15 protein-coding genes are annotated in these 16,503 nt (G+C 57.8%); all 15 read left to right on the forward strand.

What is annotated here, in order from left to right:
* Positions 1-671: bacteriophage T4 gp5 trimerisation domain-containing protein (locus tag HF257_RS24625; protein ID WP_408635728.1), on the forward strand; the 671-nt coding region annotated here is incomplete at its 5' end.
* 9 nt (positions 672-680) lie between these two features.
* On the forward strand, positions 681-2,027 hold the full coding sequence (locus HF257_RS24630; protein WP_185708444.1) for a DUF2169 family type VI secretion system accessory protein: 1,347 nt from the start codon (positions 681-683) through the stop codon (positions 2,025-2,027).
* A 1-nt stretch (position 2,028) separates the two neighbouring features.
* A complete protein-coding gene (locus HF257_RS24635) occupies positions 2,029-2,385 on the forward strand; it encodes a DUF4150 domain-containing protein (protein ID WP_185708443.1) in 357 nt (118 codons plus the stop codon).
* A 3-nt stretch (positions 2,386-2,388) separates the two neighbouring features.
* Positions 2,389-3,414 carry a hypothetical protein gene (locus tag HF257_RS24640; RefSeq protein WP_185708457.1) on the forward strand — a complete coding sequence of 342 codons (1,026 nt, stop codon included), beginning with the start codon at positions 2,389-2,391 and terminating at the stop codon, positions 3,412-3,414.
* Positions 3,415-3,416: 2 nt separating this feature from the next.
* Positions 3,417-3,872 carry a hypothetical protein gene (locus HF257_RS24645; protein ID WP_185708442.1) on the forward strand — a complete coding sequence of 152 codons (456 nt, stop codon included), beginning with the start codon at positions 3,417-3,419 and terminating at the stop codon, positions 3,870-3,872.
* A complete protein-coding gene (locus HF257_RS24650; RefSeq protein WP_185708441.1) occupies positions 3,838-4,332 on the forward strand; it encodes a hypothetical protein in 495 nt (164 codons plus the stop codon). Before HF257_RS24645 ends, HF257_RS24650 begins: the two co-directional genes overlap by 35 nt.
* A 442-nt stretch (positions 4,333-4,774) precedes the next feature.
* Complete coding sequence (locus HF257_RS24655; protein WP_332872298.1) at positions 4,775-5,755, forward strand: hypothetical protein; 981 nt, start codon at positions 4,775-4,777, stop codon at positions 5,753-5,755.
* Positions 5,700-6,014, forward strand: a complete 315-nt coding sequence (locus HF257_RS24660; RefSeq protein ID WP_233100298.1) for a DotU family type IV/VI secretion system protein — start codon at positions 5,700-5,702, stop codon at positions 6,012-6,014. The genes HF257_RS24655 and HF257_RS24660 overlap by 56 nt, the downstream gene beginning before the upstream one ends.
* 150 nt (positions 6,015-6,164) lie before the next feature.
* Positions 6,165-6,944, forward strand: a complete 780-nt coding sequence (gene yaaA / locus HF257_RS24665) for a peroxide stress protein YaaA (protein WP_185708440.1) — start codon at positions 6,165-6,167, stop codon at positions 6,942-6,944.
* 885 nt (positions 6,945-7,829) lie between these two features.
* Entirely contained in the window at positions 7,830-9,146 is a 1,317-nt protein-coding gene (locus HF257_RS24670; protein ID WP_185708439.1) for a nucleotide sugar dehydrogenase, read from the forward strand.
* 83 nt (positions 9,147-9,229) lie between these two features.
* Complete coding sequence (alg8, locus tag HF257_RS24675; RefSeq protein ID WP_164445076.1) at positions 9,230-10,711, forward strand: mannuronan synthase; 1,482 nt, start codon at positions 9,230-9,232, stop codon at positions 10,709-10,711.
* Positions 10,712-10,747: 36 nt separating this feature from the next.
* Entirely contained in the window at positions 10,748-11,914 is a 1,167-nt protein-coding gene (locus HF257_RS24680; protein ID WP_185708438.1) for an alginate biosynthesis protein Alg44, read from the forward strand.
* A gap of 89 nt (positions 11,915-12,003) precedes the next feature.
* Positions 12,004-13,428, forward strand: coding sequence for an alginate biosynthesis TPR repeat lipoprotein AlgK (gene algK / locus HF257_RS24685; RefSeq protein ID WP_408635734.1), 1,425 nt, complete (start codon positions 12,004-12,006; stop codon positions 13,426-13,428).
* Positions 13,425-14,912: an alginate export family protein gene (locus tag HF257_RS24690; RefSeq protein ID WP_185708436.1), complete on the forward strand. Its 1,488-nt coding sequence runs from the start codon at positions 13,425-13,427 to the stop codon at positions 14,910-14,912. The genes algK and HF257_RS24690 overlap by 4 nt, the downstream gene beginning before the upstream one ends.
* On the forward strand, positions 14,912-16,501 hold the full coding sequence (gene algG / locus HF257_RS24695) for a mannuronan 5-epimerase AlgG (RefSeq protein ID WP_185708435.1): 1,590 nt from the start codon (positions 14,912-14,914) through the stop codon (positions 16,499-16,501). The genes HF257_RS24690 and algG overlap by 1 nt, the downstream gene beginning before the upstream one ends.
* Positions 16,502-16,503 lie beyond the last annotated feature (2 nt).

Genomic DNA, 16,503 nt, shown 5'->3' on the forward strand with positions numbered 1-16,503 from the left:
ACCAGCCTATCGCCACGGGCCGCACCTACCGCCAGACCAATCTGCCGCCGTATGAGCTGCCCAAGCACAAGACGCGGATGACCATCAAAAGCCGAACTCATAAGGGTGATGGCTTCAATGAGCTGCGCTTTGAGGATGAGCTGGGCCACCAGGAGGTGTTTATCCATGCCGAGAAAGACAAGAACGTTCACATCAAAAACAACAACAGCATCTTCGTCGGCAATGACCGCAAGGAGCGGGTCGAGCACAACGAATCCGTGTCCATCGGCGACCACCGCACCGAAGACGTCGGCCAGAACGAAACCATCAGCATCGGTGCCAACCGCAGCGTGACCATCGGCGGTAACAAGGCCGAAACCATCAAGCTTGCCAAAGCCGAAACCATCGGTTTGGCCAAGGCGCTGACCATTGGCGCGGCTTACCAAACCAGCGTTGGTGCGGCGATGAACACCACGGTGGGGCTGAGCCAGAGCGAACAGGTCGGCATCCATAAATCGGTAATGGTCGGTAAGCGTTTCAGCATCACCGTCGGCGATGAATTGAACATCAAAGTCGGCAAATCGACCTTGGTGATGAAGTCCGACGGCTCGGTGTTGATCAATGGTCGCACCTTCGATTTCACCGCCAGCGGCGCGGTGCAGATCAACGGCAAAGACGTGGATATCAACTGAGGGCGCGTCATGGAATTTCGCAATCTGACGCCCTTTGATGCGATGTGTTTCAGCGCGCTGGGGCTAGACGGTCAAGAGTATCCGGTGCTGGTCATGAAGGTCGGCTATCGGCTGCTGCCTATCGAAGGGCATCCGGGGCAGTTCCAAGCCGAAGTGATGGACGAGGACCCACTGCCGCTGTGCTCTGCTGATCGCTACTACAGCGAGGAAGGCACCAGCAGCGTCTGCGAAGAAAGCGACCTGGCGCCCTTCAAGCCGCGCTGCGATGTGATCGTTGTGGGTAATACCTATGCGCCACAGGGGCAACCGAATGCACACTGGACGGCTGGGCTGCGTATCAGTGTGCCAGTGGCGCCGCCCAGCACTGACGTGCCGCTGCCAACACCCTTAAGTCCCGGCGAGCGGCTGACCGAGTATCAACTGGCTGATTGGCAAACCGCCCGACAAGAAGCTTTTAAGCGTCGGGCCAATGCGCCGACACGTATGTATTTCTTGGACAAACATCTGAAATTTATTGGCCCGCGCCAGTTTCACCACAGCCTGTTTGGTGGCTGGCAACTGGCTGATCCGAAACCGGTTACTTCAGTTCCGCTGCGTTGGGAATATGCCTTCGGTGGCAGCAGCGTGGTGGTTAATCCCGAACACGCCGTGGATGCAAATACGCCGCCCTATCTGCTCAATGAAGTTTGTTACAGCAACCCGCTGGGCCGGGGCTGGATCGAAAAGCGTCAGGAAGATCTGGGCTATCAATTGGATAAGCCGCTGCGCGAACTTCCCGCCCCGCAGATCGAGCCCATCGACAGACCCGTGTGGCGCTTGGATCGCGCCAAGCATCCCGAAGGTGAACTTGACGCTCATGGCATGGCGCAAGTCGCAGCCGGCTACAAAAACCAACCGGCGGGATTTGGCGTGGTGGGACGTGCCTGGGCACCGCGTTTGCCATTGGCTGGGAGCTACGACGAAACCTGGCAGCGTGAACGCTGGCCGGGATTACCACGGGATTTTGATTTTGCCTACTGGAACGGTGCACCGGTTGATCAACAGATCGAGTTCCCGCCGCCAGCGTTTCGCCTTGAGCTTTTCAACCTGACCGACCACAGCCTGACGCCCGACGGTTCGTTGTGCGTCGAACTGCCCGGCCATCGCCCGTTTGTCCTACTGCGCCTGCACAACGGCGCCATGCTGCCACTGCCAATGCTCACCGACACCCTGCGCATCGACACCGAAGCCATGACCCTGGCCTTGTCCCATCGCGTCAGCCTGCCCAATCACCTGGACATTCGCGTCCTTGAGGCGCGTTTCGAAACTGATCCGAACGCCCCACTGATCAAGCGCGCGGCCAAGGAGATGCTCTGACATGGCCAATAACGTCATCGCCCGCAAGCAGGGCAAATGGAAGGTGGTCAGCATCGTCCCCGATGTATGCAAGACCCCGATGGGCAGCGCAATCCCGCCAGTGCCCTACCCCGTTACCGCCGAACTGAAAACTGCCACGGGTGTCGCCAAATCGGTACGTACCAATGGCAAGCCGGTAGTGGTGTTCGACATGAGCCTGGTACCGACCACAAAAGGTGATGGAGCTGGCTCCGCCAAAGGCATCAAAAGCAACACGGTCGGCGGCAAGTGCTACCCGCTGGAGAAAAGCAGCACCGTACGCGCCGAAGGCAAGTTGGTGGTGCGCCATGACGACAAGTTTTGGATGAATGGGGCTTAACGCATGGCAGAGCCGACTCAACCGGGACAGCCATTAGAGATCAGCATCAAAAAATCCTTCGTAGCCTACGGCGGAAAAGACTTTGCCAGCTTTGAAAACGGCTCGGGCGTGACCGTTCAGATCTACGAAGGGCAAACGCTTCTGGCACAAAGGGATATGACCTATGCCGAGTACGCAGTATTTCAGCAGGAGGCACTGCCCATTCCGATGCCTGACTACCCGGATCCACAGCTAAACCGACGTTCAGGTGGGACGAATGCGAATGGCAATACCATCGGGCGGGTAGTAGGAGAGACAGCACCCACTTCCGTCCCAGGCACACAGGCCAACCCACCGATTGAGGCCGAAACCGACAAAGAAGGCATCACCGGCAAGCAAGTCCTAGATGGCGTCCAGCTCGGTCTGGATGTCGTTGGGTTGATTCCGGTTTTCGGGGAGATCGCGGACCTTGCCAATGCGGGAGTTAGTGCCTCTCGGGGCGACTATGTGGGGGCCGGGCTATCGCTACTCTCGGCGATCCCGTTTGTCGGCTATGCAGGCACAGCTGGCAAGGCAACTCGGTACGGTTCAACGATGGTCAATGCCGCAGGTAAGAAGACTGGGGGAAAGACAAAGGGTAAAAAGAAAATTGACCCATGCGCTGCGTTGCAGAACGGAGTTCCTAGTGCTAACTATAGGGGGGGCAAGCATGGAAATATAAAACGAGGCGGAAACTCTTACAGACCGCGCAGAGAATCTCACCATATACCAGCAGACTCTGCATACTCAAAAATTAATGGAAAGGTAGTTAGTTCCGACGCAAAACCATCCATACAACTGGACGTAACTGATCATTACGCTACAGCTAGCTGGGGCAGCACAGGAAAGCAGTACAGCAAAATACAAGAAAAACTCATCCAAGGAGGAAAAGCAGGATATCGAGCGGCGATGATGATGGACATCGAAGATATACGATCAAAATTCGGTAGTAAATATGACGCAGCAATCACTCAAATGCTCGCATGGGCCAAGTGCAAGGAGTACATATAGCAATGAAAACAAAACCTCAATGGGTCACTGAAATGACAGATCTTTTAAATGGGCCTAGAAATAGAAGATCCGAGGAAAAATTTCATAAGCTTGTATATGAGATACCACCAAATGCCGACAGCGAAATAGTTGACACAATAATGAAAAGCTTTTTGAACCCCTTTGAGTCCTCAGTAATGCAGGCATGCATAACCGTTCTCGGCAGCGTTGATGTCGAAAAATATTATGACTCCTATTTTAAAATTTTCCCTCAAATCCTACATCGAGACCCCAATAACGCGCTCTGCCTGCTAAACTATCCAGGTTTTGAATTGAAGTATCTACACATCAAAAAAATAGTTAAAATGATAAAAAAAACTGACCCTTCCGGAGCCCTTAAAGCAGAGGTAGACTATCAAATAACTTACTGGAACTTAAGAAACGATGAGCCTTGGTCAAGTATTTACCACTCCGCATAGGCATAAGACAATGGACGACACACTAAAGCAATTTCTTACAGAAGCCAAAAAAGATCTTGAAGCACAACCATTTGACTTTTTTCCTTTAACAAAAGAAACGGGCGAAAGCAGCGGAATATTGCCATATTTTTACCTACAGTGGGCAACTAGCCGATTCTTATTATTGAGCAACGATGAAATCTCAAAAATCACAGCCAGCAGAAATACATTAACTTTAAAACTCAACGAAATTCGAAAAATACTTGGCAACCAACTACTTCCTTCTCATTTCACCCTCGAAGGAAATGCATTCACGCAACAATACTACCGCCCAGGCTGGAAATATTTTTACCTAACTGATTTTGGAAAGACCTTCCCTGATTATGATGATTTAGACAGCGTAACTGAGACAGAAGTTAACTACAAAATAATAAGCACCGTACTGGAAGATCGCTTCTTAAAGTGGCAATCAAAGACCTGAACTCCCAGAGATTTAATTTGGAAGAATAATGACCTAAGCCAACTCCCCCCAGCTCTAGGCCGACCTGCTTGACAGAGGGCTACTGCCCTCACGGAGAATAACTCTCAACGTTTGGCTAGCGTCTCCCAGCAAGTCGATCCCGGCTTTCGCCGCGCCAACTACCGCACCGTGACGCAACCTGCCTGGTTCACTCTCTGCGCTCCAACTGGTGCATCTTCCTGGGCCTGACTGTGCCCAGCATCATCACCAGCGTGCTGGCCAAACATAAGCTGACCGATATACGCAGCGAAATCTGCTTCGAGCACCGCGCCGACGGCACGCCGTACACGCTGCCGCCCTTGCTGGACCGCAGCCCGACCACGAGTGGCGGGTCACCCGCCACTGGGGCAGTGATGGCGAGGACTATCATTTTCATTACGACTTGGCCAAGGGCGAAACCCGCGTGGCGGACAGCCTCGGCCGCGAGGACCGCTATTACTGGGGCGCACTCTACGAGGTCTATCACCACATCGACCCGCTGGGCCAGTGCTGGCACAGCGACCTGCTCGCCGGGCAATTGCTCAAGACCACCGACCCACAAGGCGGCGAATGGCATTACGTCTACGATGACATCGGCCGCCTGATCGAAACCCGCGACCCACTCGGTCGCAGCGAACACATCCTCTACACCGAACACTGGGCACTGCCGCTGAGCATCACCGACCGTGGCGGTCACACCCGTACCTTCAGCTACGACGAACGCGGCAACCTGCTCAGCGAAAAAGACCCGCTCGGACACACCACCCGCTACCGCTATGACCCTCAAGGCCAGGTGGTGGAGATCGTTGATGCCCACGATAAACACAAGACCTTGGCGTGGAACCGCTACGGCCAACTGCTGCTGTATCGCGATTGCTCCAACTCGGAAAACCATTACCGTTACGACGAGCGCGGCTACCTGAGCGGCAGCACCAATGCTCGAGGCGAAACCACCGGGTACCGTTACGACCTGCGCGGCCAATTGATCGAAAGCGAACGCCCGGACGGGCGCATTGATCGCGACCAACGCAACTTGGCAGGCCAGCTTACTTGTTACACCGACCCCGCTAACCTGCGCACCCAGTACCACTACCACCCCAGCGGACGGATCCAGCAGCGTATTGATGCGTTGGGGCAAAAGGTGCGTTTCAGTTATGACGCCTACGGGCGTTTGCAAGAACTGCGCGACGAGAACGATGAGGCCTACCGCTTCAAGTGGGATGCGCTGGATCGCTTGACCGCCCAAGCTGATTTGGACGGTAGCTACCGCGTTTACCACTACAACGCGGTGGACGACATCACCACCACCGATGCTCATCACGGCCCGGTACCAGCATGTGCTGGAGTTCATGTACCAGTGCCTGGTCTCCTGCCTCAAAGGCAAATATGGCGCCCACGACAATAGCGATGACGAAGTACAGAAGATCATCACCCCACTTCACGCCCTGCTGCGCCCGCTGCGGGGTGAAACGCCCAAGCACCTGACCGACCCGCTGACCAACGTCGTGCCGCGTAACTATCTGCTCAAACGCGCCTGGCCATTGTGGACACCATGGGCCATGGCCGCCGTCGTGCTGACGGCCGCCTACACGGTCTACTCAACCTGCCTGAACACCCTCACCCAGCAAGTGCTGGTGTCTCTGGAGCGGGTTCTCGACCTCTAATCCATTTCCAGGATGGTCTTACTCTGCTGGCCCATGCCACGAGACACTTTGGTCATTTAGCCAGCACTCACAGGCACCTATCGCCATCATAGGTGGAGTCAAAACGCCCAAGCCCCTAGAATCCCGTCCACGATTTAAGGAGACGACTTCATGCTGATGGTGATTTCCCCCGCCAAGACCCTCGATTTCGAGACTGCGCCTGCTACCGATCGCTTTACCCAGCCGCAGTACCTGGACCATTCCCAGGAGCTGATCGAGCAACTGCGAGAGCTCAGCCCGGCGCAAATCAGCGAGTTGATGCACGTATCCGACAAGATCGGCGGCCTCAACGCAGCCCGATTCGGCAGTTGGACTCCGGCGTTCACCCCGGCCAATGCCAAGCAGGCGCTGCTGGCGTTCAAGGGCGATGTGTACACCGGCCTCAACGCCGAAACCTTCAGCGATGCCGACTTCACCTACGCCCAGGACCACTTGCGCATGCTCTCGGGCCTCTACGGCTTGCTGCGCCCCCTGGACCTGATGATGCCGTACCGCCTGGAGATGGGCACCAAACTGGCCAATGCCCGCGGCAAAGACCTGTACGCCTTCTGGGGCACGCGGATCAGCGAATGGCTGAACGAAGCCCTGGCCGAGCAAGGCGACGACGTGCTGCTGAACCTGGCCTCCAACGAGTACTTCTCGGCGGTCAAGCGCACCGCGCTGAACGCACGGATCATCAACACCGAGTTCAAGGACTTGAAGAACGGCCAGTACAAGATCATCAGCTTCTACGCCAAGAAGGCGCGGGGCATGATGAGCCGTTTTGTGATTGAAGAACGCATCAACGACCCGGCCAAGCTCAAGGCGTTTGATGTGCAGGGCTATCGCTTCAATGCAGAGCAGTCCAAGCCGGATAACCTGGTGTTTTTGCGCGATCACGCACCGGAATAGAGCCAAGCCCTTCTCTTTCAGGCAATGAAATCCAAATGTGGGAGCGGGCTTGCTCGCGAATACGGCGTGTCAGTCGATAGATTCTTATCTGACCCACCGCATTCGCGAGCAAGCCCGCTCCCACATTTTTGCCTGCGTTTCACCCCAAAAATTGTCATTATTTTGACGTCAAAAAATATCTTGACGCATTCCTAACGATTCTTTCACTCGACATTTCCGATTTTTTTTCGTAGTGGCACCACTTTTTTCAAACACTGGTGGCACAAAACTATCCCCCCGCACCAACTCCCCATAACTACAGGCCCAAATAGCAAGTGCTATCAATATAGTACTAGTGCCATCTTTTCTAATATTTCAAGAAATTTCTGGAAACAGGATGAGCGGCCCGGAACTTCGCCTAAACCCATGGCTCATACCACCGGTAACGAAATTCTCTGTTTCTGTAGGAGATAACTTACACGGCGACCCAAGGAAGTAGCGAAGTTGCCCCATCAACTTCGACTCACGGGTCACATTATCAACTGATATGAGTTGAGGGCGGCGATAAGGATCAATTGCTATCCCCTATAGGCCAAGGCAGCGCTTACCCAAATGTGTCAGTGATGACACCCAAGACGTTGATAAAAAAGGGCTTTACGCCTCTATCTGCGCCTTGCGGCACTGGCGTCGGGACCTACTCCACAGAAGGCCGGCTGCATTTGAGGGCAAGCCCCAATAACAAGGCCAAGTTGCGCACAACTTGAGTGCAATAGTTAGTCACTCGTTATTCAACATGCCTGTACGCGGTAAGTCGGCGTCTATTCGCCCAACTTTCGTGGCATCAGTGACGCTTGCAAACATGAACTCCGGCCATTTAGTGGCGTGATTATTAAAGAGGTAAATGCGATGCGCATCAGCATATTTGGTCTAGGTTACGTTGGCGCAGTCTGTGCCGGTTGCCTGTCTGCCCGTGGCCACGAAGTGGTCGGCGTAGACATCTCCAAGGACAAGATCGACCTGATCAATGCCGGTAAATCGCCGATCGTTGAACCAGGCCTGGGCGAGCTGTTGAGCAAGGGGATCGAAACCGGTCGTCTGCGCGGCACTACCAACTTCGCCGAAGCCATCCGCGATACTGACCTGTCGATGATCTGCGTCGGCACGCCGAGCAAGAAAAACGGCGACCTGGAACTCGATTACATCGAAGCCGTGTGCCGCGAGATCGGTTTTGTCCTGCGTGACAAAGCCACCCGCCACACCGTCGTCGTGCGCAGCACCGTACTGCCAGGCACTGTCGCCAATGTGGTGATCCCAATCCTCGAAGACTGCTCCGGCAAAAAAGCCGGCGTCGACTTCGGCGTCGCGGTCAACCCGGAATTCCTGCGTGAATCCACCGCTATCGCTGACTACGACCTGCCACCGATGACCGTCATCGGCGAGTTCGACAAAGCCTCCGGCGATGTCCTGCAGTCGCTGTACGAAGAACTCGACGCGCCGATCATCCGCAAGGACATCGCCGTTGCCGAAATGATCAAGTACACCTGCAACGTGTGGCACGCCACCAAAGTCACCTTCGCCAACGAAATCGGCAACATCGCCAAGGCTGTCGGCGTCGATGGTCGCGAAGTGATGGAAGTGGTCTGCCAGGACAAAACCCTCAACCTGTCCCAGTACTACATGCGCCCAGGCTTCGCTTTCGGGGGCTCCTGCCTGCCAAAAGACGTGCGTGCCCTCACCTACCGCGCCGGTTCCCTGGACGTAGAAGCCCCGCTGCTCAACTCGCTGATGCGCAGCAACGAGTCCCAGGTACAAAACGCTTTCGACATCGTCAACAGCCACGACAAGCGCAAAGTCGCCCTGCTGGGCCTGAGCTTCAAGGCCGGCACCGACGACCTGCGTGAAAGCCCGCTGGTAGAGCTGGCCGAAATGCTGATCGGCAAGGGCTTCGACCTGAGCATCTACGACAGCAACGTCGAGTACGCCCGTGTGCACGGTGCGAACAAGGACTACATCGAAGGCAAGATTCCCCACGTGTCGTCCCTGCTCAACTCGGACTTCGATGAGGTGATCAACAACTCCGACGTGATCATCCTCGGCAACCGTGACGAGAAATTCCGCGCCCTGGCGCAGAACGCACCGCACGGCAAGCAAGTGATCGACCTGGTGGGCTTCATGGCCAAGGCCACCTGTGCGACCGGTCGTACCGAAGGCATTTGCTGGTAACAGCAACGGCAAGTTTCAGGCGGCGTGCGTTTCCATCCCCAGCGCCCGTCGCCTGAAGCCTTCATCACCTTCGGATGACGCTTATGTCTAAGTTAAAACATGTACTACTGCAATCTGCCGGCTGGTTGTTTTTTCTCAGCCTGCTGATGGGACTCGCCCTGCTGCTGCCGGCGAGTACGTTCGACTCCGAGTCGAAGAATTTTATTTTCCTGATTGGCGCCGTGGGTATCTGGCGCTACTCGATGGGTGCTACGCATTTCTTTCGCGGCATGCTGTTCCTGTACGTGGTCTACCCGCACTTGCGGCGCAAAGTGCGCAAGTTGGGCAAGGCCGCCGACCCGTCCCATGTGTTCCTGATGGTCACTAGTTTCCGCATCGATGCGCTGACCACCGCACAGGTCTACAGCTCGGTGATTCGCGAAGCCATCGAATGTGGTTTCCCTACCACCGTGGTGTGCTCGCTGGTGGAAATGTCCGATGAGCTGCTGGTGAAAAGCCTGTGGGAACGCATGAACCCTCCGGAGCACGTGAAGCTCGACTTCGTGCGCATCGCCGGTACCGGCAAACGCGACGGCCTGGCCTTCGGTTTCCGCGCCATCTCCCGCCACCTGCCGGATGACCGTGCCGTGGTTGCCGTGATCGATGGCGACACCGTGCTGGCCGAAGGCGTCGTGCGCAAGACCGTGCCGTGGTTCCAGCTGTTCGGCAATGTCGGTGGCCTGACCACCAACGAGTTCTGCGAAGTGCGTGGCGGCTACATCATGAGCGAGTGGCACAAACTGCGCTTCGCCCAGCGCCACATCAACATGTGCTCGATGGCCCTGTCCAAGCGCGTACTGACCATGACCGGCCGTATGTCGGTGTTCCGTGCCAGCGTAGTGACCGACCCGGGCTTTATCGCCGACGTGGAAAGCGACTCGCTGCAACACTGGCGCCTGGGCCGCTTCAAGTTTTTGACCGGCGACGACAAGTCCAGCTGGTTCAGCCTGATGCGACTGGGCTACGACACCTTCTACGTGCCCGATGCCGCGATCAACACCGTGGAACACCCGCCGGAAAAAAGCTTTATCAAGGCCAGCCGCAAGCTGATGTTCCGCTGGTACGGCAACAACCTGCGCCAGAACTCCCGTGCCCTGGGCCTGGGCGTTCGTCGCCTTGGCTTGTTCACCAGCGTGGTGCTGTTCGACCAGCGTGTGTCGATGTGGACGTCGTTGCTCGGCCTGACGGTCGCGATCATTGCCACCTTCAAATACGGCGGCGCGTTCATCCTCGCCTACCTGCTGTGGATCGGCATTACCCGCTTGATTCTCACCCTGCTGCTGTCGTGCTCCGGCCACAAGATCGGCCCGGCTTACCCGGTGATTCTCTATTACAACCAGATCATGGGCGCGCTGGTGAAGATCTACGTGTTCTTCCGCCTTGATCAACAGTCCTGGACTCGCCAGGACACCAAACTGACCCGCGATTTGGCCAGCTTTCAACGTTGGTTCAACACCTGGTCGTCTCGGACCATGACCTTCTCCGCCGGCAGCATCTTCGTCGCCGTTTTGCTGATGATGGTCTGAACCTGCCAAGCCTGAATTAACTTAGGAATACACCTGATGAATAGCCAAGCAAACGTCAACGTTGTCCACGAATCCGAAGCCCAGCGCCAACATGCCCGGGTCAAAATCCCGGCCAAGCTGCGCTTTTTCAACACTGACCGCACACCGACCGAAGCCCGGGTGATCGACCTGTCCGCCGGCGGCCTGGCATTCACCTCCACCCAGCCGTTGACCGTCGGCGAAGTGCACAAAGGCCGTCTGCAATTTGTGATCGATAACCTCGGCCTGGCCATGGACGTCGAGCTGCAAATCCGCTCCTACGACCGCCAGACCGGTCGTGCCGGTTGCCAGTTCCAGAACCTGGAACAGCAAGATATTTCCACCCTGCGCCACCTGATCACCTCGCACCTGTCCGGCGACATCGTGACCATGGGCGACGTGCTGGCGACCCTGCAACGCGACAACTTCACCAAGGCGCGCAAGGTCAAGGACAGCGGCAGCGGCATGACCGCCTTCGGTCGCCTGCGTGCGGTGACGTTCAGCGCCGGCATTTTCATCGTCGGCTTGGCGGCGTTCGGTTTCGTCTTCAAATCGGTGTACGGCATGTACTTCGTCAGCCACGCCCAGGCCGGTTTGGTGAGCGTGCCCGGCATGAACGTCACCATGCCGCGCGATGGCACCGTGCAGAGCCTGCTCAAGGGTGATGGGATTGCCGCCAAAGGCGCTCCACTGGCGACGTTCAGCACCAGCATGCTGGATGTGCTCAAGGGCCACCTGGACGAAGACCAGTTGCAACCGGCCAAGGTTGAAGAACTGTTCGGCAAGCAAATGACCGGCACCCTGACCTCGCCGTGCGATTGCGTGGTTGCCCAGCAAATGGTCGCTGACGGTCAGTACGCCAACAAGGGCGACGTGATCTTCCAACTGGTACCCCGTGGCAGCCTGGCCAATGTTGAGGCGCGCTTCACCTATCGCCAGTTCGCCGATGTTCGCCCAGGTACGCCGGTGAGCTTCCAGGTGGCCGACGAAGAACAGACCCGCACCGGCACCATCGTCAGCAGCACCAGCCTGAACAGCGCCGACCTGTCCTCCGACATCCGCGTGCAGATCAAACCTGACGCACCGCTGGACAGCACCTACGCCGGCCGCCCGGTGGAAGTGACCAGCGACCGTGGCCCCTCGCTGAACTGGCTGATCGACAAAGCCATGGCCAACGGTCTGTAAGCGAGGACATGCCTGTGATGACTCTCTCAAAAACACCGCAATCCCTGTGGGAGCGGGCTTGCTCGCGAAAGCAGTGTGTCAGCCAGCACATGCACCAACTGACACGCCCTCTTCGCGAGCAAGCCCGCTCCCACATGGGATCTCTGTGCACCTTGGCATTGGCGGTCAGTCTCGCCGGATGTGCCGGTTTACCAGATCAGCGTTTAGCCAACGAAGCGCTGAAACGTGGCGACACCGTCACCGCCCAGCAGAATTACCAGCAACTGGCCGACCTGGGCTACAGCGAGGCCCAAGTGGGCCTGGCCGATATCCAGGTAGGCACTCGCGATCCGGCGCAAATCAAACAGGCTGAAGCCACTTACCGGGCGGCGGCTGATACGTCACCCCGCGCCCAGGCTCGTCTCGGTCGTCTGCTGGTGGCCAAGCCTGGCTCTACCGAAGCCGAGCACCACGAAGCCGAAGGCCTGCTGAAAAAAGCCTTTGCCAATGGCGAAGGCAATACCCTGATCCCGCTGGCGATGCTGTACCTGCAATACCCGCACAGCTTCCCGAACGTGAACGCCCAGCAGCAGATCAGCCAGTGGCAAGCGGCGGGTTACCCGGAAGCCGGTCTGGCCCAAGTGCTGCTGTATCGCACCCAAGGCACGTACGACCAGCATTTGGATGATGTGGAACGCATCTGCAAGGCCGCGCTGAACACCACCGATATCTGCTACGTCGAGTTGGCCACGGTCTACCAGAAAAAAGCCGAACCCGAGAAACAAGCCGAGCTGCTCAAGCAGATGGAAGCCGGCTACAGCCGTGGCACCGTCACCGCACAACGTGTCGACAGTGTTGCTCGCGTACTGGGCGATGCCACTCTCGGCCAACCGGACGAAAAAACCGCCCAGGCCCTGTTGGAAAAAATCGCCCCGGGCTACCCAGCGTCTTGGGTCAGCCTGGCGCAACTGCTCTACGACTTCCCGGAACTGGGCGACGTCGACCAGATGATGAAGTACCTGGACAACGGCCGCGCCGCCGATCAACCGCGCGCCGAGCTGTTGCTGGGCAAGCTCTACTACGAAGGCAAGTGGGTACCGGCGGACGCCAAGGCCGCCGAAGCGCACTTCGAAAAAGCCGTGGGCAGGGAAGTGGCCGCCGATTACTACCTCGGCCAGATCTACCGCCGTGGCTACCTGGGCAAGGTCTATCCGCAAAAAGCCCTGGACCACTTGCTGACCGCTGCGCGCAACGGCCAGAACAGCGCCGACTTTGCTATCGCCCAGTTGTTTTCCCAAGGCAAGGGCACCAAGCCCGACCCATTGAACGCCTATGTCTTCAGCCAGTTGGCTAAAGCCCAGGACACGCCAGAGGCCAACGACTTGGCCACTCAACTTGAAGCCCCGCTGACACCGGAGCAACGCACCCAAGGCCAACGCCTGGTGCAACAAGAGCTGGCGACCCGCGGCACCCTGGCCCAGAGCACGTTGCAACTGCACGCCCTGGATGAAGAAGACGGCGAGGAATCCCTATGAAGCTCAATCCATTCGTCAAGGCCGGCATTGGCCTGACCTTCGCCCTGCTGTGGTCGTGCCCGACCCTGGCCGCGCTGACCGAAGCCAAGAACTTCGGCCTGGAAGTGAAAGCCACCGCCCAGTCCGAAGATGACCGCGACCTCGGCACCCAGAAAGGCGGCGACGTCAACGGTATCGGCCTCGACCTGCGCCCATGGATCTACGGTGAAAGCGGCGCGTGGAGCGCCTACGCCATGGGCCAGGCCGTGGTATCGAGCGACATCATCGAGACCGACCCCCTGCAACAGTCGGCAGATGACGAAAACCAGCAAACCAGCAACAGCGACCGCAAGGCCAAGAAAAACTATTTGGCCATGCGCGAGTTCTGGGTCGGCTACAGCGGCTTCACGCCCTACCCCGGCGAGATCCTCAAGCTGGGTCGCCAACGCCTGCGCAATGACGACGGTCAGTGGCGCGACACCAACATCGAAGCGCTGAACTGGACCTTCGACACCACCTTGCTCAAAGCCAACGTGGGCGTCGCCGAACGTTTCAGCGAATACCGCACCGACCTCAAGGAACTGGCCCCGGTCGACAAGGACCGCCAGCACCTCTACGCCGACGCCGCCTACCAGTGGACGCCCGGCCAGTGGATCGGCCTGCGCGGCCACCACACCCATGACAACGGCAAGCTCGACTATCCGGAGCCGGGTGTACCGACCGACTCATTGGACAAACGCGAGAACGGCGACCTGTCCTGGCTCGGCATCGAAGCCAACAGCGACGCCTACAACTGGCGCAACACCAACACCGTCAACTACTGGGCAAGCATCACCGGCATGCGCGGTGATCGCGACAAGGTCAACGCCTTGACCGCCGACGGCAGCCGCCCGGCCCAAGCCAAGCGCAGCGATGACGTAAGCGGCTGGGCCACCGACCTGGGTATCCGCCTGCGTCTGGACCCGCAGTGGCAAGTGGGCGCGGCCTACTCGCGCGCCAGCGCCGAGTACGAGCAGAACGGTTTGCAAAGCAACCGCTCGAACTGGACCGGCACCCAGTCCCGCGTACACCGCTTCGGCGAAGCGTTTCGCGGCGAGATGAACAACATGCAGTCCATGAGCCTGTTTGGTTCCTGGCAGCTGCGCGAGGACTACGACGCCAGCCTGGTGTACCACAAGTTCTGGCGCGTCGACGGCAACAAGCCGGTGGGCAGCAACGGCATTGATGCCGTGCAGAACAACACCGATGACGTGACCGGCGCGATTGTGTCCAGCACGTCCCTGCCACTTGAAGATGGCAAGAAAGACCTGGGTCAAGAGATGGACCTGGTGGTCACCAAGTACTTCAAGAAAGGCTTGCTGCCGGCGGCGCTCAGCCAGTCGATCGACGAACCGTCGGCCTTGGTGCGTTTGCGTGCCGGTGTGTTCAAACCGGGCGACGCCTATGGCAGCCAGGTTGACTCGTACATGCATCGCGCGTTTGTCGACGTGATCTGGAAATTCTGATGGGAGCCTGCGCGATGAACCCTCAAGCCCTCAAAGGCTCGGTCAGCCTGCTGGTCGCAGCCATGCTGCTCGCCAGCACTTCGGCCTTTGCCGACGGTGCGGCGGTGAAGGCGCCGACCATCGCCAAAGAGCTGCAACAGGCCAAGACCTACACCATTTCCAGCCCGCCCACCGCGCCGCTGGAAATGGCCAAGCCGGCCCTGCCAGACCTGTCAGGCTACACCGTCACGGCGATGGAAAAGAAAATCGTCAAGTCCAAGCCCGGCAAAATCAGCATCCGTCGCATGATGCAGGAAGACGCCCTCAAGGACTTTATCGGCGGTGACAACAAGATGGCCGAATGGGTGGTGCGCCAGCATGGCATTCCCCAGGCGATCTTTGTCGACGACGGCTACATGAACCTCAAGGACCTGCTGGGCAAGGTGCCCAAGCAGTACTTCAGCGAAACGTCGCCCGGTGTGTTCCTCGCCAAACTGCCGATTGTGGTGGGGCGCAAAGGCATCCTGGAAATCGACAAGAAGACCCAGGAGTTACGCCTGTCCCAGGAAGCCGGTTCGTTCCTGATCAACGACGGCCAGCTGTTTGTGCGCGACACCAAGATCACCGGCTGGAGCGAAAAGGCCAACGGCCCGGCGCTGTTCAAGTCGCCCAAGGAATTCCGCCCGTTCCTGCTGGCTTGGGGCGGTACCGAGACCTACGTCGCCAACAGCAAGATGGCCAGTTTCGGCTACGCCAACAGTAAGTCGTACGGGGTGAGTATTTCCCAGTACACGCCGAACATGGCCAAGGTGCTCAAGCGCGCGGAACCGACCGGTTGGATCATCGACTCCGAGTTCTCGGACATGTGGTACGGCTTCTATTGCTACGAGACCACGGGCTTTGTACTCAAGGGCAATACCTACAAAGACAACATCGTCTACGGCATTGACCCCCATGACCGTTCCCACGGTTTGATCATCGCGGACAACACCGTGTACGGCACCAAGAAGAAGCACGGCATCATCATTTCCCGGGAAGTGAACGACAGCTTCATCTTCAACAACCGCAGCTACGACAACAAGCTCTCGGGCCTGGTGATCGACCGTAACAGCGTGAACAACCTGATCGCCGACAACGAGATCTACCGCAACCACACCGACGGCATCACGCTCTATGAGAGCGGCGACAATCTGCTGTGGGGCAACAAAGTAATCGCCAATCGCCGCCACGGCATCCGCGTGCGTAACAGCGTGAACATCAAGCTGTATGAGAACACCTCGATGGCCAACGGCCTGACCGGCCTCTACGGCCACATCAAGGATTTGACCGACACCGACCGTGACATCGCCCTCGACCCGTTCGACGCCCAGGTGTCGCTGATCGTGGTCGGCGGTGAACTGGCGGGTAACGGCAGCGGGCCGCTGTCCATCGACTCGCCATTGAGCGTGGAGTTGTACCGCGTGTCGATGCTGGCGCCGACCAAATCCAGCGGCATCAGCTTCAACGGTGTGCTGGGTGATCGCCAGGAAGAGATTCTCGACCTGCTGGTGCGCCAGCAGAAAGCCGTGCTGATCGACCCTGTCGAACGCCAGACCGAAATGCAGGACTGAGG

The sequence above is a fragment of the Pseudomonas cremoris genome, assembly GCF_014230465.1.

What these genes read in the sequence shown, in the direction of transcription:
- HF257_RS24645 (WP_185708442.1), top strand. Translation starts at nt 3,417, where the DNA reads ATGAAAACAAAACCTCAATGGGTCACTGAAATGACAGATCTTTTAAAT.
- HF257_RS24660 (WP_233100298.1), top strand. Translation starts at nt 5,700, where the DNA reads ATGTACCAGTGCCTGGTCTCCTGCCTCAAAGGCAAATATGGCGCCCAC.
- HF257_RS24690 (WP_185708436.1), top strand. Translation starts at nt 13,425, where the DNA reads ATGAAGCTCAATCCATTCGTCAAGGCCGGCATTGGCCTGACCTTCGCC.
- HF257_RS24680 (WP_185708438.1), top strand. Translation starts at nt 10,748, where the DNA reads ATGAATAGCCAAGCAAACGTCAACGTTGTCCACGAATCCGAAGCCCAG.
- HF257_RS24670 (WP_185708439.1), top strand. Translation starts at nt 7,830, where the DNA reads ATGCGCATCAGCATATTTGGTCTAGGTTACGTTGGCGCAGTCTGTGCC.
- yaaA (WP_185708440.1), top strand. Translation starts at nt 6,165, where the DNA reads ATGCTGATGGTGATTTCCCCCGCCAAGACCCTCGATTTCGAGACTGCG.
- algK (WP_408635734.1), top strand. Translation starts at nt 12,004, where the DNA reads ATGCACCAACTGACACGCCCTCTTCGCGAGCAAGCCCGCTCCCACATG.
- HF257_RS24635 (WP_185708443.1), top strand. Translation starts at nt 2,029, where the DNA reads ATGGCCAATAACGTCATCGCCCGCAAGCAGGGCAAATGGAAGGTGGTC.
- alg8 (WP_164445076.1), top strand. Translation starts at nt 9,230, where the DNA reads ATGTCTAAGTTAAAACATGTACTACTGCAATCTGCCGGCTGGTTGTTT.
- HF257_RS24650 (WP_185708441.1), top strand. Translation starts at nt 3,838, where the DNA reads ATGAGCCTTGGTCAAGTATTTACCACTCCGCATAGGCATAAGACAATG.
- HF257_RS24630 (WP_185708444.1), top strand. Translation starts at nt 681, where the DNA reads ATGGAATTTCGCAATCTGACGCCCTTTGATGCGATGTGTTTCAGCGCG.
- algG (WP_185708435.1), top strand. Translation starts at nt 14,912, where the DNA reads ATGGGAGCCTGCGCGATGAACCCTCAAGCCCTCAAAGGCTCGGTCAGC.
- HF257_RS24640 (WP_185708457.1), top strand. Translation starts at nt 2,389, where the DNA reads ATGGCAGAGCCGACTCAACCGGGACAGCCATTAGAGATCAGCATCAAA.